Source organism: Caulobacter sp. 602-2 (assembly GCF_011043625.1).
GTDB lineage: Bacteria > Pseudomonadota > Alphaproteobacteria > Caulobacterales > Caulobacteraceae > Caulobacter.
Map to the genome: position 1 here is coordinate 1 of NZ_JAAKGT010000005.1, position 17823 is coordinate 17823.

Consider the following 17823-nt stretch of genomic DNA (forward strand, 5'->3'; position numbering starts at 1 on the left):
CGCGATCGCCTCCCCCACAGGGGGAGGTTCCTCAAAGACCGAACCGCCAAGGACCGCCGCTGATGTTCAACAAGATCCTGATCGCCAACCGGGGCGAGATCGCGGTGCGGGTGATCAAGACGTGCCGACGGCTCGGGATCGCCACGGTGGTGGTCTATTCGGACGCCGACGCCGACAGCCTGGCGGTGGAGATGGCCGACGAGGCGGTGCACATCGGCGCCTCGCCGGCCGCGCAGAGCTATCTGGTGGCCGACAAGATCATCGCCGCCTGCAAGCAGACCGGCGCGCAAGCCGTGCACCCGGGCTTCGGCTTCCTGTCGGAGAAGGCCGAGTTCGCCCAACGCTGTGCGGATGAAGGGATCGTGTTCATCGGCCCCAACCCCGGCGCGATCTCGGCGATGGGCGACAAGATCGAGAGCAAGAAGTTCGCCGCCGCTGCGGGGGTCTCCTGCGTGCCGGGCCATATCGGCGAGATCGCCGATGTCGCCGAGGCCCTGAAGGTGTCGGAGACCATCGGCTATCCGGTGATGATCAAGGCCAGCGCCGGCGGCGGCGGCAAGGGCATCCGCGTGGCCTGGAGCCGCAAGGACGTCGAGGAGGGCTTCCCGGCCGTGCGGGCCGAGGCCGCCGGCGCCTTCGGCGACGACCGCATCTTCATCGAGAAGTTCATCGAGAGCCCGCGCCACATCGAGATCCAGGTGCTGGGCGACAAGCACGGCGCCGTCGTCCACCTGTTCGAGCGCGAATGCTCGATCCAGCGGCGAAACCAGAAGGTCATCGAGGAGGCGCCCAGCCCCTTGCTCGATCCAGAGACCCGCGCGGCCATGGGCGCCCAGGCCGTCGCTTTGGCCAAGGCCGTGAACTACGACAGCGCCGGCACCGTCGAGTTCGTGGCCGGCCAGGACAAGAGCTTCTACTTCCTGGAGATGAACACCCGCCTGCAGGTCGAGCACCCGGTCACCGAACTGATCACCGGCCTTGACCTGGTCGAGCAGATGATCCGCTCGGCCTATGGGGAGAAGATGGCTTTCGGCCAGGACGATCTCTCGATCAACGGCTGGGCCATCGAGAGCCGGATCTACGCCGAGGACCCCTACCGCAAGTTCCTGCCCAGCATCGGCCGCCTCGTCCGCTACGCCCCGCCCGAAGAGGGCGAGAAGGCTGGCTACGCCGTGCGCAACGACGCCGGCGTGCGCGAGGGCGACGAGATCTCGATGTACTACGACCCGATGATCTCCAAGCTCTGCACCTGGGCCCCGACCCGCACCGAGGCGGTGGCGGGCATGGCCCGGGCGCTGGAGGACTTCCACATCGAGGGCCTGGGCCACAACGTGCCGTTCCTGGCCGCGGTGATGGACCAGGACCGCTTCGTCTCCGGAAAGCTGGCCACCAGCTACATCAAGGACGAGTTCCCCGACGGCTTTGCCGGAACCGAGCCCACCGCCTTCCAGCAGGATCTCCTGACCGCCGTCGGCTGCGCCATGCAGCGCCTCCAGGCCCAGCGCCTGGGTCGCGCCCGGGCCGACTGGACGGTGGTGATCGGCCACGGCAAGCAGCGGGTGCATCTGTCGGGCGAGGGCCAGTCCCTGACCGTCGAGCTGCTCGACGAGGGCCGCACGCTGAACCTGGCCGACATCGCCTGGCGGCCGGGCCAGCCCACCTTCCGCGGCGTGCTGGACGGCCAGGCCTTCACCGCCGAGGTCGCACCGGCGCCCGAGGGCTTCACCATCCGCCACCGCGCCGCCAAGGCCCGGGTGCTGGTGCTGACCGCCCGCAGCGCCGAACTGCACGACAAGCTGCCCGCCAAGGCCCCGGCCGACACCTCCAAGCTGGTGCTCTCGCCGATGCCGGGCCTGGTGGTCTCCATGGACGTCGCGGTCGGGCAAGCTGTCCGCGAGGGCGAGGTCGTCTGCGTGCTCGAGGCCATGAAGATGCAGAACATCCTCCGCGCCGAGCGCGACGCCGTCGTCAAGACCGTCAACGCCAAGCCCGGCGATCCCGTCGCCGCCGACCAGGTCCTCGTGGAGTTCCAGTGAGCGTTCCCGACCTCGCCATCCCCGGTCCGCGGACAAAGGCGGCGCTCGCGCTGGCCGAACGCCGCCGCCGGGCCCAGACGACCGTTCGCAAGGGAGTTTCGATGCCTGCCGCCCAGACTGCCGTCGCCCATAACGCCCCGCGCTTCTCGGTGCGCGCGTCCGAACTGCCGATCGGCGACGTCGCCGAACAGCTGGGCCTGACCCTGCGGGCCATCCGCCACTATGAGGAGATGGGCCTGATCGCCTGCGGGCGCGGCCCCAAGAACGTCCGCACCCTCGGAACCTCGGCCCGGGCTCGCCTGGCGGCCATCGCCGACCTCAAGGCGCTGGGCCTGCCGATCTCGGAGATCGTCGATCTGCTGGGACCGGACGGGGCGTGCCCCGACCGCCTGAAGGCGCGGCTGCGGGCGCAGCTGGAGGCGCTGGACGCGCGGCGGACGGCGATAGCGGGGTATCTGTCGGGGCTGTGAAAACCCTCCCCCTGAAGGGGGAGGTGTCGGCGAAGCCGACGGAGGGGGATGTGGCCTGTGAGACAGCCGCCACATCGACCTCAGTAGGGACTTCCCCCTCCGGCCCTCCGGGCCACCTCCCCCTTCAGGGGGAGGGTCTGGGCTACCCCCGCACCAGCTCCCGCATCGCCTTGTCCAGCCCGTCGATGGTCAGCGGGAACATGCGGTCGTTCATCAGCTGCTTCATGACGCCGATCGACTGGGTGTAGTCCCAGTGGCGCTCGGGGGTGGGATTGAGCCAGACGCAGCTCTGGTAGATGTCGGTGACCCGGCTCATCCAGATCGCGCCGGGCTCCTCGTTCCAGTGCTCGACGCTGCCGCCCGGATAGGTGATCTCGTAGGGGCTCATGGTCGCGTCGCCGACGAAGATCACCTTGTAGTCAGCCGGGAACTTGTGGAGCACTTCCCAGGTGGCGACCTTCTCGGTGTGCCGGCGCTTGTTGTCCTTCCACACGCCTTCGTAGAGGCAGTTGTGGAAGTAGTAGAACTCCAGGTTCTTGAATTCCGTCTTGGCCGCCGAGAACAGCTCCTCGCAGAGCTTGATGTGGCCGTCCATCGAGCCGCCGATGTCGAAGAAGATCAGCACCTTGATGGCGTTGCGGCGCTCTGGGCGCAGCTGGATGTCGAGATAACCCTTCTCGGCCGTGCCGCGGATCGTGCCGGGCAGGTCCAGTTCCTCGGCCGCGCCCGTGCGGGCGAACTTGCGCAGGCGCCGCAGCGCCACCTTGATGTTGCGGGTGCCCAGCTCGACGCTGTCGTCGAGGTTCTTGTACTCGCGCTTGTCCCAGACCTTCACCGCGCGGCCGTGGCGGCCCTTGTCCTGGCCGATGCGCACGCCTTCGGGATTGTAGCCGTTGTTGCCGAACGGCGAGGTTCCGCCCGAACCGATCCACTTGTTGCCGCCCTGGTGGCGCTCCTTCTGCTCGGCCAGGCGTTCGCGCAGGGTCTCCATCAGCTTCTCGAAGCCGCCCAGGGCCTCGATCTGGGCCTTTTCCTCGTCGGTGAGGAACTTCTCGGTGAGGGCCTTCAGCCATTCCTCGGGAATATCGGCCGTGATCCCCTCGCCCACCGTCTCCAGCCCCTTGAAGACGTGGCCGAACACGCGGTCGAACTTGTCGAGGTTCTTCTCGTCCTTCACCAGGCTGGCGCGCGACAGGAAGTAGAAGTCGTCGATCGAGCGGTCGATAACGCCCTTGTCCAGCGCCTCCATGAGCAGGAGGTATTCGCGCAGGGACACCGGCACCTTGGCCTGGCGCAGCTCGGAGAAGAAGCGAAGGAACATCTGCGGGGGTCTCGAACGTCTGTTTGGCAGGATGAAGCCTTCCGCCTTCCGACGCAACGGTGACCGCTCCCGCGGTCGTGAACGCCGGAAGGTTGAAGCCTGACCGGTAGGGGCGTAACCCCCTCTCCCGTGTCCGACCTCGCCTCAGATCCCCGCCAGCCTCCCCTTGCCGAAACCGAGGCGATAGAGGCGCCGATCTCGCCCTGGACCACCCGCCTTGTCTCGCTCGCCGTCGCCAGCGCGCTCTTGATGGAGTTCATCGACTCCACGGCCCTGTCGACCGCCTTGCCGCGCCTGGCCCAGGCCTTCTCGGCCGACCCGATCCACCTGAAGCTGGCCCTGACTTCCTACATCCTGGCCCTGGCGGTCTTCACCCCGGCCAGCGGCTGGGCGGCCCAGCGCTATGGCGCGCGACGGGTGTTCCTGATCGCCATGCTGGTGTTCCTGGCCGGCTCGGCGCTGTGCGGCCTGTCGCAGAGCCTTGGCCAACTGGTCGCGGCCCGCATCGTCCAGGGGATCGGCGGGGCGATGATGACGCCGGTGGCGCGGCTGATCGTCGTGGGCTCGACGCCCAAGGACAAGCTGATCAGCGCCATGGGCTGGTTCACCATGCCGGCCATGGTCGGGCCTCTGATCGGCCCGCCGATCGCCGGCTTCGTGCTGTCGGTCGCCGACTGGCCGTGGATTTTCTACCTGAACCTGCCGATCGGCGTAGTCGGGGCGATCGCCGTGCGGCGCTTCGTGCCCAAGGGCGCGCCCGATCCGGAGGCCGGCCGCTTCGACACCCAAGGCTTCGTCATGAGCGCGATCGCCCTGTCGGGGCTGATCGGTCTGGCCGAGACAGCGGGTCTTTCCCTGCTGCCGCCGCTGGTGCAGGCGCTGCTGCTGGCCGTGTCGCTGGGCGCGGGCTGGCTCTACCTCAACCACTGCCGGGCCCAGGCCAAGCCGATCCTGGATCTCACCCTGCTGCGCTATCCGACCTTCCGCGCCAGCCTGGTCGGCGGCACCTTCGTTCGCCTAGGCATCGGCGCCAGTCCGTTCCTGATGCCGCTTCTGCTGCAGGTGGCGCTGGGCTGGAGCCCGCTGAAGGCCAGCGGCGTGACCATCGCCACGGGCCTGGGCGTGCTGGTCGCCCGCCCCTTCGCCGGCGCGCTGCTCAAGCGCTACGGCTTCCGCACGGCGCTGGCGGTGTTCGTGGCCGCGACGGCGCTGATGACCGCCGTGCCGGGCTTCTTCACGGCCTCGACCCCGATGTGGCTGATGATCGCTCTGCTGCTGGTGGGCGGCTTCGCCCGGTCGAGCCAGTTCATCGCCGCCAACACCATCGCCTATGCCGACGTGCCCCAGCCGCGCGTGGCCGCGGCCTCGACCCTGGCTGCGGTCAGCCAGCAGGTGGGCCTGGCCCTGGGCGTCAGCTTCGGTGGTTTGATGCTGCACCTGACGCGCGGCGCTGGCGGCCAGGCCCTGACGCCGCAAAGCTTCGTCTGGCCGTTCGTGGCGATCGGGGTGGTGACGCTGCTGGCCCTGCCGGTCTATCTGCGGCTGGACAAGGACGCGGGGGCGAGCATCAGCGGCAGATGATCCCTCTCCCCTTGCGGGAGAGGGTGGCCTGCAAGGCAGGTCGGGCGAGGGGCCGCACGAACGCAAAACGCCGCGACGGCGGTGAGGCTGTCGCGGCGTTCTATTTCTGAGAGACCCCTCATCCGTCGCCTATGGCGACACCTTCTCCCGCAAGGGGAGAAGGATCAGGGACGCGCCGCGGCGATGCGGGCGCGGGCGATCTCGTCGGCGACCAGGTTGGCCGGGCGCTTTTCGGCCAGCGACTGGTCGAGCACCTCGCCCAGGGTCAGGGCCAGACGGTCGAGCTTGGTCGCCACCCATTGCGGATCGAAGGCGCCGCCGGCTTCCAGGGCGCGAATCTCGGCGGCCACGTTGATGATGCCGCCGCCGTTGATGACGTAGTCGGGGGCGTAGAGGATGCCGCGGTCGAACACGGTCTGGCCGATCATGGCGTCGGCCAGCTGGTTGTTGGCGCCGCCGGCGATGACCTTGACCTTCAGGCGCGGCAGGGTCGCGGCCGAGATCGCCCCGCCCAGGGCGCAGGGCGCGAAGACGTCGGCTTCGACGTCGAAGATGGCGTCGGTCGGCACGATTTCGGCGCCCGTCTTGGCCGCCACTTCGTTCAGGGCCACCTGGTTGACGTCGGCGATGATCAGCTTGGCGCCGGCCGCGTGCAGCTTTTCGGCCAGGTAGGCGCCGACATGGCCGACGCCCTGGATGGCCACCTTCACGCCCGTCAGGTCACGGCCCAGCGCGCGCTCGACGCACAGGCGCACGCCGCGGAACACGCCCTCGGCGGTGACCGGCGAAGGATCGCCCGAGGCGGCCGCATGGCCTTCCAGGCCGGCGACGTAGCGGGTGGTCTTGCGGGTGCTCTCAAGGTCGGTCGGCGAAACGCCGACGTCCTCGGCGGTCCAGTAGCGGCCGCCCAGACTGTCGACCGCGCGGCCGAAGGCCTCGAACAGTTCCGGCGTCTTCTGGCTGCGGCTATCGCCGATGATCACGGCCTTGCCGCCGCCGAAGTCCAGATCGGCCATGGCGTTCTTGTACGACATGCCGCGCGACAGGCGCAGCGCGTCGGTCAGGGCCGCCTCGCTGCTGGCGTAGTCCCACATCCGGCAGCCGCCGGCGGCCGGGCCGCGCGCGGTGGAGTGGATGGCGATGATCGACTTGAGGCCGGTCTTTTCGTCGTAGAACGAGTGGACGCCTTCATGCCCTTCGAAATCGGGCAGATCGAACAAGGTCATTGCCGTGGGCCTCGCCTCAGCCTGGAAAACAGTGCGCCGGGGTGTACGCCGCCCCGAGCGCCGCCGCAAGGATCACTTCATCGGCTTTTTGTCACATAGGCCGATGATCATTCATACCGCACTGCAATATGCCGGACGTTCAACTAGCGTCCGGCCGGAACACCCTGAACTTTGACCACATTCGGCGCGGTCGGCGCGCCCGGGATCGGCGGCGCGCCAGACGGCAGGTCGGCCTGCGGATCCTTCAGGAACGCGGCCGCGTCGCGCCACACCACCTCCGCCTGCTTGTCGACCAGCAGCAGGTGGTAGCCGTTGGCGTAGAAGGCCGAACGATCGTCGGGCTTCAGGCGGCGGGCGGCCTGCTTGGTCGGCTCCTCGGGAATGATCTCGTCGCGCTCGCCATAGAAGTAGGCGACCGGAACCCGCACCTTGCCCAGCGACGCCCAGGCCCGCTCCATCAGCCCGACCAGGCCATAGAGGGTGTCGGACCGCGCGCCCCAGATCATCAGCGGGTCACGGCCCATGCGCCGCAGCTCTTCCATGTTGTCGGTCGGCAGCACCTTCTGCACCAGCCATTCCGGCGGCTTGACCACCCAGCTGCGGGCGGTGTGGGCGCTGATCCACAGGCTGGTCTTGTAGGGCAGAGGCTGGGCAGACCAGCCCCAGACGGCCGGGGCGAACAGCAGCAGAGAGTCGGCGGCCGGCGGATTGTCGGTCGCCATGGCGGCGATCGCGAGCCCCCCGCCCATGCTGACCCCGGCCAGCGAGACCTTGGCCTCGGGATGGGCCTCGCGGACCAGCGACACCAGGGTGCGGACGTCCTCGATCATCAGGTCGGTCGAGGCCCAGACGCCCCGGCGGGGCGAGCGGCCAAAGCCCCGCAGGTCCAGCGCGTAGGTGGCGATGCCCTGCCCCGCCCACCAGGCGGCGGCCAGGTGGTAGGCGTTGGAGTAGTCGTTCATGCCGTGCAGGCCGACGACGACGTGGGTGACGGTCCCGTCCTGCGGCAGCCAGCGCTTGAGCCCCAGCTTCGCGCCGTCGAAGGCGATCATCCAGTCGTCCTGCAGCCGCGCGCCGCGCAGGCCGAGCGGCGCGAGGGCGGGACGCTGGGTGATGGGGACGCAGGCGGCGGCGAGGCCGGCGGCCCCGACGGTGAAGAGAAGGCTCCGGCGGTTCATCGCGCCAGAATGCCCGCGACACGACGGCGAAGATAGGGCGTGACCTCGTCCTCGAACCATGGGTTGCGCTTGAGCCAGGCGGTGTTGCGCCACGAAGGGTGCGGCAGAGGCAGAACGCCATGGGCGACGTATTCGCTCCAGGCGGCCACGGTCTCGGTCATCGAGGGCTTCATGGCGTCGCCCAGCGCCCAGGCCTGGGCGTAGCCGCCGACCAGCAGGGTCAGCTCCACCTTGGGCAGGCGGTCCAGCAGGTCCCTGCGCCACAGGGCGGCGCAACGCGGCGGCGGCGGATAGTCGCCGCCCTTGGGATTGGTCCCCGGAAAGCAGAAGGCCATGGCCGCCACGCCGATCTCCGGCCGATCGTAGAAGGTGTCGCGGTCGACGCCCATCCACTGGCGCAGGCGGTTGCCGGAGGGGTCGTTGAACGGCAGGCCGGTCTCGTGCACCAGCCGTCCCGGCGCCTGGCCGCAGATCAAGAGGCGCGTCTCCTCGCCCACCCGCACCACCGGGCGCGGCTCGGGAATCTCGCCGACGCAGGCCCGGCAGGCGCGGATCTCGGAAAGCAGGGCGTCGAGCGACATGGCCGGCAGTTAGGACGCCGCCGGCCACGCGCCAAGAGGCGCCGTCGTCAGGACGCGGCGACCTCGACCAGGACCGACACCGGAACGAACTCGGCCGTGTGCTGCACGGCCAGCCCCATGTCCACGCGCAGCACGCCCTGGCCCATGTACTGGGCGTTGTTGCTCATGTCGCAGACGACGTAGAACGACTCCGCCGCCTTGGAGCCCATCAGGCCGCCCGCCTTCCAGATGTCGGTCAGGAAAGCCGACACCTGCGCGTGCGCCGTGGCGAACATCGCCGGCGACGGCGGCTCGGTCGACGCCCAGGCCAGGCCGCCCTCGACGCTGTCCTCGATATGGTCGACCAGCCGGCGGGCCGGCACGTAGCGGAAGGTGTCGCTGACGGACGAGAGGGTCCGCACGCCCCAGATGACGGCCTCGTGCCCCGGGAAGCTTCGCAGCGCGTTGAGCCCTCGCGCCGACAGCGCCGCATTGTCGCCGTCGGTCAGGAAGCGCTGGGGAATGCCGCTGGCGAAATCGGCGCGGATGCCGGCTGGCGCGGTCCAGACGCCGTCCTTGCGGTCGGTCCGGGCCCAGATGCCGGCGACGGCGCCCCCCGACGGGCGCGACCCGCTCTCGTCCTGCAGGCGCGAGGCGTAGCAGGCCATGCGCGAGCGCTGCGGTTCGGGAAAGTCGCCGAGCGCGTCGACGGTCATCTCGTCGATCTTGGCGGTCGCCCAGGCGGCCGGCGCTTCGAGGATCATCATCGCTTCGCGTTCGAGCACGAAGGCCGCGGCCGTCTGGCGGGCGAAGACCGGGACGTCGCCCTCTATCTGGTCGGGCGACAGGTAGAGGATGTTGAAGGGCGTCTTGTTCAGCGCAGCCAGGGCGCTGTCCAGCCCGGTCTCTGTGGTCGCGTCTCCGGGCAGGCGGACGACCACCGCCGCTTCGCCGCCGTTCGCGAAGAAGTCGGCCACGGCCAGCGTCAGGGGATAGGCCCGATCCGTCGGCCCGTAAGCGGCCTCGAAGGCCGCCTGACCTGCGACAGGCACGGCGACGCCCGCCGGGCCGCGGCCCGCCCGGCCGACGAAAGCCGTCACCGCCGTGGGCAGGCCCACGATCGGCTGAACCGGGGCGATCTCCTGGACGAACACGCCCGGGGTCTTCAGTTGCGACATCAAGGCTACTCCATACTCGAGGTCGCAACCTCCGATAGCCGCCCCCGGCTTGGCAAGACGTCAGGCGGCTTCTGGCGGAGCGAAGGCCGCCAGAAGGGCCTCCTCGCCGGCGATCAGAGCCGCATAGGCCGGCCGGGCCAGGATCGCGTCGGTGTAGGCCTTGGTGCGCGGCCAGCGCGACAGGTCCAGCTTCAGGTGACGCAGGTTGGCGAACGGGCTGGCCACGGCGAGGTCGGCCAGGGTCAGGCGGTCCTCCAGCAGGAAGCCGCCCGCGTCCGGCACGATGCTCTCCAGGTAGTCGAGCACCGGCGGCAGCTCCTCGGCCTCGGCCTTGGCGGCCACGGCCTCGTCGCCCGGCCGGCGCATGAAGCGCGGCGCGACGATGCGGTTAAAGAAGATCTTGCCGCCGGCCGCCACCAGGATGGTGTCGGCGTACTCCTCGAACCAGACCGCCCGGGCGCGGGCGCGCGGCTCGGCCGGGATCAGGTTCGGCTCCGGATGCAGGGCTTCCAGATAGGTGATGATCGCCGTGGAGTCCGAGATGCGGAAATCACCGTCCTGGAAGCCCGGGATCTTGCGGAACGGGCTGCACTCGGCGAACTCGGGATCGAGGGTTCCGGGCGGCGAGACCCGGTTCTCCAGCTTCAGGCCCTTCTCGGCTCCGAAAGCCAGCGTCTTGCGCACATAGGGCGACAGCGACGAACCGAAGACGATCATGAGCGAACCTCCCCTGATGTATTTGGGAGGCTCATAGTTCATCGAACAGGTTTCTTTTCAAGACCCACCTTTCGGCGGGTCTTGAGGCGATCAATCCTCGGCGTCGTCCGCGCCGTCTTCGACCACGTCCGGGAAGCTGGTCGGATCGCCTTCCATCGGCAGGCGCAGGCGATAGACGCCCCGGAACTTCTCGGGATTGGCCGGCTTGTTGTGGCGCAGGATGACGATCTTGCCTTCCTTGGCCAGTTCGACGGCGTCGGTGCGGATATGGCCCAGCAGGCGCTGCCAGCGCTCGGGCTGGATGGCCTTGGCCACCGACATCGGGTCGATGGACTTGCCGGCGGGCAGCCCGGCCAGCTGCGAGAGGATGGTGTCTTGGATCGGGGTCGTCATTTGCTCCGCTCTAGCACCGACCAGTTTCCATGGCGATAAAGGAAAACGTCCGTTGATATCACCTCGGGCTCGCCGGCGCTGCCCTGGACGAACCGCAGGAAGCGTGAAAGCCGCGCCGGATCGGACGTGTCGGCGATCAGCAGGACGTTGCGCTGCAGGAAGACGACGGCGGCTTCGTCCTTCACCTCAATCCCCTGCGCGGCCCAGCGCTCCGGCATCGAGACCAGGTTCAGCGCGAGGCTGGCGCTGTCGGTGACGAACCAGACCCCGGGCTCCAGGGTGTTGACCGTGAAGGGTCCAATCTTCTCGCCAGTATTCCTGCGCGCCGAGGCCCAAGCGTCGGCCGCCGGGACGCCGGCCTTGGCCAGTTCGTCCTGGGTGGCCAGGCGGAAACTCTCGCCCTCGTCGACCGCCAGCACTTCCAGAAAGTCGCCGACCAGCGGCCGCTGCTCGACCGAGACGCCGCCGCCCGAGCGCACATAGTCCTCGGGCCGGATCAGCACGACCAGCCGCGACGCCTCCAGCGGCAGCCGATCGGTTTTCTGGACGAGCAACCGCGTCAACTGACCGATGATCGCCTGCAGCTGGTCGGGCTTGTTGCGATAGCGGTCGTAGGCGTTGTCCAGAAACAGTGACAGCGCGTCCTCGGGGTCGTCCGTCGCGTTGACCTTCAGCGTGTCCTCGCCGACCAGATCGACCTTCAGCTTGGGATCGGCCTTCAGCAGCGCCGCGCGCATTTCCAGCTGAAACTCCGACATCGGCATGATCATCGGGGCCTGCTGCGCCCGAGCCGACATCCCCAGGGCCGACGTCCCCAGGATCATCGCCGTCAGACCGGCGATCACCACCCTAACCCACACAGCCTCACCCCCGCTCTTTGCACGGGAACCGTGCCCTGGTTCGAAGCCCGCGACCAGACGGCGACTTGCGCGAAGGCGCGCCCAAGGCCTAGCTGGGTGAAAACAGAAAGTACGGGAGCCCTGCGCATGGACGGCGGCAACGAGATCATCAGCGGCCCCAGGCTGATCGAGGACGGCGAGTGGGCCGGCTGGCGCACCTGGGCGGGGCTGGATCCGTTCGAGGACCAGACCGGGCCGTTCTATTTCCGCGAGGACGACAGCAAGGTGCGCTGCGCCTTCCGGGCCGAGCCACGCCACATGAACGGCGGCGGCTTCATGCACGGCGGCTGCATGCTGACCTTCGCCGACTTTTCCCTGTTCGCCATCGCCTGGCGCGAGCTCGACAACGCCAAGGCCGTCACCGTCTCGCTGAACGGCGATTTCGTCGGCCCGGCCAAGGCCGGCGATCTGGTGGAGGCGACCGGCGAGGTTGTCCGCGCCGGCGGCTCGATGATCTTCGTGCGCGGCCTGCTCTCGACCGGCGGCCAGCCGATGCTGACCTTCTCGGGCGTGATCAAGAAGATCTGGACGATGGGCGGGCCCGCGTAAGGCGGCGGGGCCTCAGGCCCCTTCCGCCAGCCGCTTGGCCTGGGCCACCCAGGCGTCGCGCTCGGCGCGGCCCTTGAGGCTTAGCAGCTTGTCGAAGCTGTCGAGCTCGTCGGCGCTCCAGGCGGCGATCTGGCTGAAGCGGGTGACGCCCAGGTCGGCCAGCGAGGCGGCGAGCTTGGGCCCGATGCCGACCAGCAGAGTCAGGTCGTCGGCCACGGCCTTGGCGGTCTCGACCACCGGCTCGGCGGCCTTCTCGACGATCTCGACCGGCTTGGCGACCACTTCTGCGACGGGTTCGGGAACGGTCTCGATCACGGCTTCGACCACCTCGACCGAGGCTTCGGCCACGGCCACCGGAACCTCGGCGGCGGCTTCGACGACCTCGGCGGTGGCCGTGGTCACGGTCTCGACGACCGGCTCGACCTCGGCCACCACGGCCTCGACCACCTTGACCGGCGTCTCGGCCAGCGCCGGCGCAGGCTCGTCGATCACCCCGCGCGACACCGGTTCGGGCGCGATGGCGATCAGGGCTTCAAGGTTGACCGCCTCGCGCCAGCGGTTGGACCACCACCACCAGGCCGCCCCGGCGGCGGCCGCGCCGCCGAACACCGCCCACAGGGGCGAGGCCGCGCCCATGAGCACGTTGGTGGAAGGCGTTTGGGAACTTTCGGAAGACGAGGGCGGGAAGGACGAGGAAACCATGGCCGTTCACTCCGTCGATCGAGATTGTGCGGCGCAGCATAGCATGGAACGCCGTTTCGCAAGCGCAAAAATGCTACCCTTGCGTCAGCCTCCGAGAAGCACCGAGCAGGCCACGCCCGCCAGCGACATCACGCCCACCAGCGCCAGGATCGGCAGCCGCAGGGCGAACGTCAGGCCGCAGGCGAGCGCCACCAGGCCCAGGGCGGCGGGATCGAGGCTGGCGAGGTCGGGCAGCATCGCCCGAAACGGCCCCCAGGCCGCCTCGTTCCCGCTCCGAAACAGCAAGTGAACGGCGAACCACAAGGCCAGGCTGGCGATCACCCCGACCACCGCCGCGCCCACCCAGGAAAGCGCCGCCGCCGCCCGGGCGTGACCGCGCAGCCGCTCGACGAAAGGCCCGCCGGCGAAGATCCACAGGAACGACGGCGCGAAGGTCGCCCAGGCCGCCATCAGCCCGCCCAGCACCGCCGCCGGCCAGGCGAACACCGGATCGGCGTCGCGCCAGGCGGCCAGGAAGCCGACGAACACGAACACCAGCACCAGCGGCCCCGGCGTCGTCTCAGCCAGGCCCAGGCCGTCCAGCATCTGGTTCGGCGTCAGCCAGCCAAGGTCGCCGGCGACCTGTCCCACATAGGCCAGGGCCGCGTAGGCGCCGCCAAAACTGACCACCGCCAGCCCGCTGAACACTCCGCCGATCTGGGCCAGGGCCGAGCGCGGCGCGACCATGAAGGCCAGGGCCAACGGCGCAAGCCACGCGGCCAGGCAGACCAGCGCCGCCCTCCCCGCCCTCTTGAGCGACGGCGCATCGGCGCCCGAAGCAACTTGCCCGCCGCGCGCGCCCCAGAGCCAGCCCGCCAGCCCCGCCACGACGATGACCAGCGGGAACGGCGCGATCGTGAAGGTCAGGGCCAGGAAGGCGAGGGTCGCCGCGACGGCGCCGGCCCGTCCTCGGGCCGCCCTCCCCGCCATCCGCAGCAGGGCCTGCAGCACCAGCGCCACGACGGCGGCCTTCAGCCCCAGCAGCACCGGCGCGGCCCAGCGCGCTTGCCCGTGCACGACATACAGCGCCGACAGGCCCAGCATGGCCGCAAGACCCGGCAGCACGAACAGCAGGCCCGCCGCCAATCCGCCGCGCACGCCGTGCAGCCGCCAGCCCAGCCAGGTGGCCAGCTGCTGCGCCTCGGGGCCCGGCAGCAGCATGCAGAAGCTCAAGGCGTGGGCGAAGCGGTCCTCGTCGACCCAGCCGCGCCGCTCGACCACCTCGCGGTGCAGCAGGGCGATCTGTCCCGCCGGTCCGCCGAAGCCCAGGCAGCCGACCTTCAGCCAGACGGCGCAGGCCTGCCTGAGGCTGGGCGCGCCGTCCACGTGGTCAGGCGCGCCAGACGCGGGCGGCCGCGCCGGGCTCGCCCAGCCGTTCGGCCAGGAAGCTCGTGATCTGCGAGACCTGCGGCTCGATCGCCGCCGGCGCGCCGACCAGCACCATGGCGCTGCCGTTCATCTTCATCGGGTCTCGCAGGGGCCGCAGGCGGAGCTCGGCGATTAGCGCGTCGTCGGTGACGTTTTCTAGCGCGCGCACAAAGGCGTCGAAGGTCTCCAGGTCCTTCAGCGGCGTCCAGATGGCCAGCACCGCGGTGGGATCGACCTTGCGCACGGCACGCACCGTGGCCACGCACTGGGCGTAGTCGTCGGGACGCTCGAACGGCGGGTCGATCAGCACGAAGGTGCGCCCGCCGCGTCCGGCGCGGGCCTCGGCCGTGGCGTAGCCATCGGCCTTCAGGGGTTGGGCGAAGGCGTAGGGCCCCAGCACCTTGCGAAGCTGGTCGAAGTCGTCGTCGCGCAGTTCGCAGGCGGTGTAGCGATCGCTGCGCCGCAGGCCGCGGGCGATCAACAGCGGCGAGCCGGGATAGAGCGGCGCGTCGGCAGCGCCGACGTTCAGCTCCTGCACCGCCTTCAGCAGCGGCGCGAACGGTTCGGGCGCGTCGCCTTCTGCCAGCAGGCGGCCGATGCCGGCGGCGCCTTCCTTCGACTTCTGGGCCATGTCGCCGCGCAGGTCGTAGGCGCCGGCGCCGGCATGGGTGTCGATCACCGCCAGCGGCGACTCGTCGGCGGTCAGGGCGCCCAGCAGGGCCAGCAGGATCGCGTGCTTCTGCAGGTCGGCGAAGTTGCCGGCGTGGAAGGCGTGGCGGTAGTTCATCGAAGCTCCCCGGAACGGACGAACCCTCTACCACGTTGGCCGGAATTAGGTTGGGAGCGAACGCATGGCCCGGCATTTTTCCGTCTTCGGCGCACGGTGAGCGCCTTGGCCCGCGACACCAGCGAGACGCCGGCCGCCGAAAAGACCCTGCTGGCCTATGTCAACGACCAGGAGCAGGGCCTGGCCCGGATCGGCAAGCCCGGCGCCTTTTCCTATGCCGACGCCGACGGCCGGACGGTGAAGGACGAGGCGACGCTTGCGCGCATCCACGCCCTCGTCATCCCACCGGCCTGGACCAGCGTCTGGATCTGCCCGGATCCCAACGGCCACATCCAGGCCGCCGGCCGCGACCAGAAGGGCCGCAAGCAGTATCGCTATCACCCCGACTGGCGGGCCGATCGCGACGCACGCAAGTACGAGCGCATGGCCGCCTTCGGGCGCGCCCTGCCCCGCCTGCGCAAGCGGGTCGAGGCCGATCTCTCCCGCCGCGGCCTGCCGCGCGAGAAGGTGCTGGCCGCCGTGGTGCGCCTCTTGGAGCTGACCCTGATCCGGGTGGGCAACGACGAGTACGCCAAGACCAACAAGAGCTTTGGCCTCACCACCCTGCAGAAGCGCCACCTGAAGCTGGCCGGCGGCGGGGCGGTGTTCGAGTTCAGGGGCAAAAGCGGCAAGACCCACCGCACGGGCTTTCGCGACCGGCGCCTGGCCCGCATCATTCGCGCCTGCCAGGACCTGCGCGGCCAGCGGCTGTTCCAGTATCTCGACGAGGACGGCCAGCGTCGTTCGATCGAGAGCCACGACGTCAACGACTATATCCGCGCCGTCGCCGGCGAGGACTTCTCGGCCAAGGACTTCCGCACCTGGTACGGCTCGCTGGCGGCGCTGGAGGCGCTGAGCTTGCAACCTCTCCCGGCCACGAAGACCGAGGCGAAGAAGGCCATGAACCTCTGTATCAAGGCGGTGGCGGGCCTGCTGGGCAACACCCCCGCTGTCTGCCGGGCGGCCTACATCCACCCCCGCGTGCTCGAGGCCTTTGAGACCAGCGCCCTGCCCCGGCGACGGCCGCGCTCGGCCAGGGCGCGGGAGTTGGCGCTGTTGAGGCTAGTGGCGGGCTGAGGCAAAACGGCGATGCGCCCGACGCTAGCGCCGATGCGCGGCCAGCGCCTTCTCCAGCTCCTGCACCATGATCGTCTTCAGGCTTTGCGGTGAGACGATCTCGATCGCGTCGCCCCAGGTGAACAGGTGCCAGGCCAGCTCCAGCATGCCGCTGGCCCGGAAAGCCACGGTCACGACGCCACCCGGCCCCTGCGTCACGATCTGGTTGGAATGGAAACGCCAGCGCAAGGCGTCCTCGGCCCGCTCGGCCTTGATCCGCAGGACCACGTCCTCGATGTCGCCGTGATAGATGCCGAAGCTTTCGTCGGCGAAGGCCTGCAGCGAGAAATCGGCCGGCGGCGAGGCCGGCGCGTTCAGCGCCTCGACGTCGCTCATGCGGTCCAGGCGGAAGGTGCGCGGGCGCGGGCTCTGCCCTTCGAGCGAGACCAGATAGTTGCTGCGGCCGAACAGGATGCCCAGCGGCGTCACCGTGCGCGTCCGCCCCGGCTGGCTGCCGCCGTCGTAGCGGAACGACAGGGCCGTCAGCCCCTTCACCGCCGAACGGATCTGCGCCAGCACGCCCTGATCCTCGAACGGGCGCGGGCCGGCGTGGACGGCGATGGTCTCGGCCTGGACCAGGGCCTCGACGTCGGGGGCCACGCGCCTGCGCGCAGACCCTTTCAGGGCCGACAGCAGCTTGCCTTCCAGGGCGTACAGCGCCGCCGCCCGCGCCTCGGCCCCGGCCGCGGCGTTGGAATCGGCCGCCGTGCGCAGCGCCGCCAGTTCCTCGGCGGTCGGGGTCTGGAACAGGCTGTCCAGGCCCGACGGAATGCGAAACCGGCGGGTCGGCGGATCCTCGATCGCCTCCATCTGCGGAAAGGCCGTCCAGACCGCATCGCGCATGCGCTCGGCGGTGCGCCGCCCCACCTCCATCACCTGGGCCATCTCGTCCAGGGTCAGCCCCTCGGCGGAACTGGCCAGCCGGCGGGCCAGGTCGAGGAGCTTCGTCGCCTTCTCATGTCTCATTCCGGATCATTACGACCGTTTTTGACGCAACGCACGTGGAAAAGAGGTCATCAAGATCGTTCGGAGAAACCGACATGAGCCGCCTCGCCTGCCAGCCCTGGCACGTCCGCCCGGTCAGCGCCGCGATGATCTCCGCCGTGCTCGGCTTCGCCGACATCCACCGCGACCTGGGCGGCGGGCGCACCCTGATGCGCCTCAGCCCCGAACGCGCGGCCCAGGCCGACGTGATCCTTCTGCTGGGCGGCGACGCCGAGCGGGCGACCGACGTCGGACTGGTCTGGAACGACCGGGAAGACCAGCTGGTGCGGGTGATCGACGATGCGGCCCTGCGCGAGAGCCGCCTGGCCGCCTGGGAAGAGGCCTTCGACCTTTTCGACGCCGACGATCACGCGCCGGAACCCGCTCGCCTGTGCGCATGACGCCTCCCGGCGCCGCCATGGCGAGAAAAACTTAAATTTTCGAACATCAGAGCCGGGCCGCCAGCCCGGCTTTCGCCGTCTTGGCCAAGGCTTCCCGAGACTAGACGGCGTGCCCGAGAGTCTACGGGAGTCACCCCGCCTTTCACCTCGATTCAGCCGAGGCGGCTGCACCAATCGAGGTTAACAAACATCTACAGTAAACGCGCCGGTAACCGCGACATTTTCACTCAATGTCAAGGAGATTACGAAACATTGCAGCAGGGCAAAAAGCCCTCCGGC

Annotated in this window: 18 protein-coding genes; 6 read left to right on the forward strand and 12 right to left on the reverse strand. The window is 69.5% G+C overall.

All coding sequences use genetic code 11. From position 1 onward, the window contains the following. Positions 1 to 62 precede the first annotated feature (62 nt). Positions 63 to 2036, forward strand: coding sequence for an acetyl/propionyl/methylcrotonyl-CoA carboxylase subunit alpha (locus G5B46_RS12045; protein WP_165258973.1), 1974 nt, complete (start codon positions 63 to 65; stop codon positions 2034 to 2036). 101 nt (positions 2037 to 2137) lie between these two features. Further along, complete coding sequence (locus G5B46_RS12050) at positions 2138 to 2506, forward strand: MerR family transcriptional regulator (RefSeq protein ID WP_165258974.1); 369 nt, start codon at positions 2138 to 2140, stop codon at positions 2504 to 2506. A gap of 142 nt (positions 2507 to 2648) precedes the next feature. Here G5B46_RS12050 and G5B46_RS12055 read toward each other — a convergent pair whose 3' ends face one another. After that, positions 2649 to 3827, reverse strand: a complete 1179-nt coding sequence (locus G5B46_RS12055) for a VWA domain-containing protein (RefSeq protein ID WP_109100331.1) — start codon at positions 3825 to 3827, stop codon at positions 2649 to 2651. 129 nt (positions 3828 to 3956) lie between these two features. Between G5B46_RS12055 and G5B46_RS12060 the strand changes: the two genes are divergently transcribed. Beyond that, positions 3957 to 5408, forward strand: coding sequence for an MFS transporter (locus G5B46_RS12060; protein WP_346764909.1), 1452 nt, complete (start codon positions 3957 to 3959; stop codon positions 5406 to 5408). A 164-nt stretch (positions 5409 to 5572) separates the two neighbouring features. Here the strand turns inward: G5B46_RS12060 and G5B46_RS12065 are convergent, their stop codons facing one another. The 7 genes from G5B46_RS12065 to G5B46_RS12095 all read right to left on the reverse strand — a co-directional run bounded on the left by G5B46_RS12065 (position 5573) and on the right by G5B46_RS12095 (position 11505). Further along, complete coding sequence (locus G5B46_RS12065; RefSeq protein WP_165258975.1) at positions 5573 to 6634, reverse strand: Glu/Leu/Phe/Val dehydrogenase; 1062 nt, start codon at positions 6632 to 6634, stop codon at positions 5573 to 5575. Between the two features lie 143 nt (positions 6635 to 6777). Beyond that, on the reverse strand, positions 6778 to 7812 hold the full coding sequence (locus tag G5B46_RS12070; protein ID WP_165258976.1) for an alpha/beta hydrolase: 1035 nt from the start codon (positions 7810 to 7812) through the stop codon (positions 6778 to 6780). After that, positions 7809 to 8393 (reverse strand): uracil-DNA glycosylase family protein, encoded by a 585-nt coding sequence (locus G5B46_RS12075; protein ID WP_165258977.1) that lies wholly within the window; start codon positions 8391 to 8393, stop codon positions 7809 to 7811. Before G5B46_RS12075 ends, G5B46_RS12070 begins: the two co-directional genes overlap by 4 nt. Positions 8394 to 8440: 47 nt before the next feature. Further along, positions 8441 to 9550, reverse strand: a complete 1110-nt coding sequence (locus G5B46_RS12080) for a phage tail sheath family protein (RefSeq protein WP_165258978.1) — start codon at positions 9548 to 9550, stop codon at positions 8441 to 8443. 60 nt (positions 9551 to 9610) lie between these two features. Beyond that, positions 9611 to 10267, reverse strand: a complete 657-nt coding sequence (locus G5B46_RS12085) for a glutathione S-transferase family protein (protein ID WP_165258979.1) — start codon at positions 10265 to 10267, stop codon at positions 9611 to 9613. A 90-nt stretch (positions 10268 to 10357) separates the two neighbouring features. Continuing rightward, positions 10358 to 10660, reverse strand: a complete 303-nt coding sequence (locus G5B46_RS12090) for a DUF3253 domain-containing protein (protein ID WP_165258981.1) — start codon at positions 10658 to 10660, stop codon at positions 10358 to 10360. After that, complete coding sequence (locus G5B46_RS12095; RefSeq protein ID WP_165258983.1) at positions 10657 to 11505, reverse strand: hypothetical protein; 849 nt, start codon at positions 11503 to 11505, stop codon at positions 10657 to 10659. The genes G5B46_RS12090 and G5B46_RS12095 overlap by 4 nt, the downstream gene beginning before the upstream one ends. A 141-nt stretch (positions 11506 to 11646) precedes the next feature. On the opposite strand from G5B46_RS12095, the gene G5B46_RS12100 reads away from it, so the two are divergent. After that, a complete protein-coding gene (locus G5B46_RS12100) occupies positions 11647 to 12108 on the forward strand; it encodes a PaaI family thioesterase (RefSeq protein WP_165258984.1) in 462 nt (153 codons plus the stop codon). Positions 12109 to 12120: 12 nt separating this feature from the next. Here G5B46_RS12100 and phaH read toward each other — a convergent pair whose 3' ends face one another. The 3 genes from phaH to rlmJ form a co-directional block, all read right to left on the reverse strand. Further along, the gene (gene phaH, locus G5B46_RS12105; protein WP_165258985.1) at positions 12121 to 12810 is read right to left on the reverse strand and encodes a phasin PhaH; all 690 of its coding nucleotides are present in this window, start codon (positions 12808 to 12810) and stop codon (positions 12121 to 12123) included. An 84-nt stretch (positions 12811 to 12894) separates the two neighbouring features. After that, a complete protein-coding gene (gene chrA / locus G5B46_RS12110) occupies positions 12895 to 14175 on the reverse strand; it encodes a chromate transporter (protein ID WP_165258986.1) in 1281 nt (426 codons plus the stop codon). 4 nt (positions 14176 to 14179) lie between these two features. Beyond that, complete coding sequence (rlmJ, locus tag G5B46_RS12115; protein WP_165258987.1) at positions 14180 to 15004, reverse strand: 23S rRNA (adenine(2030)-N(6))-methyltransferase RlmJ; 825 nt, start codon at positions 15002 to 15004, stop codon at positions 14180 to 14182. Between the two features lie 96 nt (positions 15005 to 15100). Here rlmJ and G5B46_RS12120 point away from each other — a divergent pair, with 96 nt between their 5' ends. Further along, positions 15101 to 16120 carry a DNA topoisomerase IB gene (locus G5B46_RS12120; RefSeq protein WP_346764910.1) on the forward strand — a complete coding sequence of 340 codons (1020 nt, stop codon included), beginning with the start codon at positions 15101 to 15103 and terminating at the stop codon, positions 16118 to 16120. A gap of 24 nt (positions 16121 to 16144) precedes the next feature. Here the strand turns inward: G5B46_RS12120 and G5B46_RS12125 are convergent, their stop codons facing one another. Further along, positions 16145 to 17125: a YafY family protein gene (locus tag G5B46_RS12125; RefSeq protein ID WP_165258988.1), complete on the reverse strand. Its 981-nt coding sequence runs from the start codon at positions 17123 to 17125 to the stop codon at positions 16145 to 16147. 74 nt (positions 17126 to 17199) lie between these two features. Between G5B46_RS12125 and G5B46_RS12130 the strand changes: the two genes are divergently transcribed. After that, positions 17200 to 17544, forward strand: coding sequence for a hypothetical protein (locus tag G5B46_RS12130; protein WP_165258989.1), 345 nt, complete (start codon positions 17200 to 17202; stop codon positions 17542 to 17544). Positions 17545 to 17823: the final 279 nt, after the last annotated feature.

What these genes read in the sequence shown, in the direction of transcription:
- G5B46_RS12045 (WP_165258973.1), top strand. Translation starts at nt 63, where the DNA reads ATGTTCAACAAGATCCTGATCGCCAACCGGGGCGAGATCGCGGTGCGG.
- G5B46_RS12050 (WP_165258974.1), top strand. Translation starts at nt 2,138, where the DNA reads ATGCCTGCCGCCCAGACTGCCGTCGCCCATAACGCCCCGCGCTTCTCG.
- G5B46_RS12055 (WP_109100331.1), bottom strand. Translation starts at nt 3,827, where the DNA reads ATGTTCCTTCGCTTCTTCTCCGAGCTGCGCCAGGCCAAGGTGCCGGTG.
- G5B46_RS12065 (WP_165258975.1), bottom strand. Translation starts at nt 6,634, where the DNA reads ATGACCTTGTTCGATCTGCCCGATTTCGAAGGGCATGAAGGCGTCCAC.
- G5B46_RS12070 (WP_165258976.1), bottom strand. Translation starts at nt 7,812, where the DNA reads ATGAACCGCCGGAGCCTTCTCTTCACCGTCGGGGCCGCCGGCCTCGCC.
- G5B46_RS12075 (WP_165258977.1), bottom strand. Translation starts at nt 8,393, where the DNA reads ATGTCGCTCGACGCCCTGCTTTCCGAGATCCGCGCCTGCCGGGCCTGC.
- G5B46_RS12080 (WP_165258978.1), bottom strand. Translation starts at nt 9,550, where the DNA reads ATGTCGCAACTGAAGACCCCGGGCGTGTTCGTCCAGGAGATCGCCCCG.
- G5B46_RS12085 (WP_165258979.1), bottom strand. Translation starts at nt 10,267, where the DNA reads ATGATCGTCTTCGGTTCGTCGCTGTCGCCCTATGTGCGCAAGACGCTG.
- G5B46_RS12090 (WP_165258981.1), bottom strand. Translation starts at nt 10,660, where the DNA reads ATGACGACCCCGATCCAAGACACCATCCTCTCGCAGCTGGCCGGGCTG.
- G5B46_RS12100 (WP_165258984.1), top strand. Translation starts at nt 11,647, where the DNA reads ATGGACGGCGGCAACGAGATCATCAGCGGCCCCAGGCTGATCGAGGAC.
- phaH (WP_165258985.1), bottom strand. Translation starts at nt 12,810, where the DNA reads ATGGTTTCCTCGTCCTTCCCGCCCTCGTCTTCCGAAAGTTCCCAAACG.
- rlmJ (WP_165258987.1), bottom strand. Translation starts at nt 15,004, where the DNA reads ATGAACTACCGCCACGCCTTCCACGCCGGCAACTTCGCCGACCTGCAG.
- G5B46_RS12125 (WP_165258988.1), bottom strand. Translation starts at nt 17,125, where the DNA reads ATGAGACATGAGAAGGCGACGAAGCTCCTCGACCTGGCCCGCCGGCTG.
- G5B46_RS12130 (WP_165258989.1), top strand. Translation starts at nt 17,200, where the DNA reads ATGAGCCGCCTCGCCTGCCAGCCCTGGCACGTCCGCCCGGTCAGCGCC.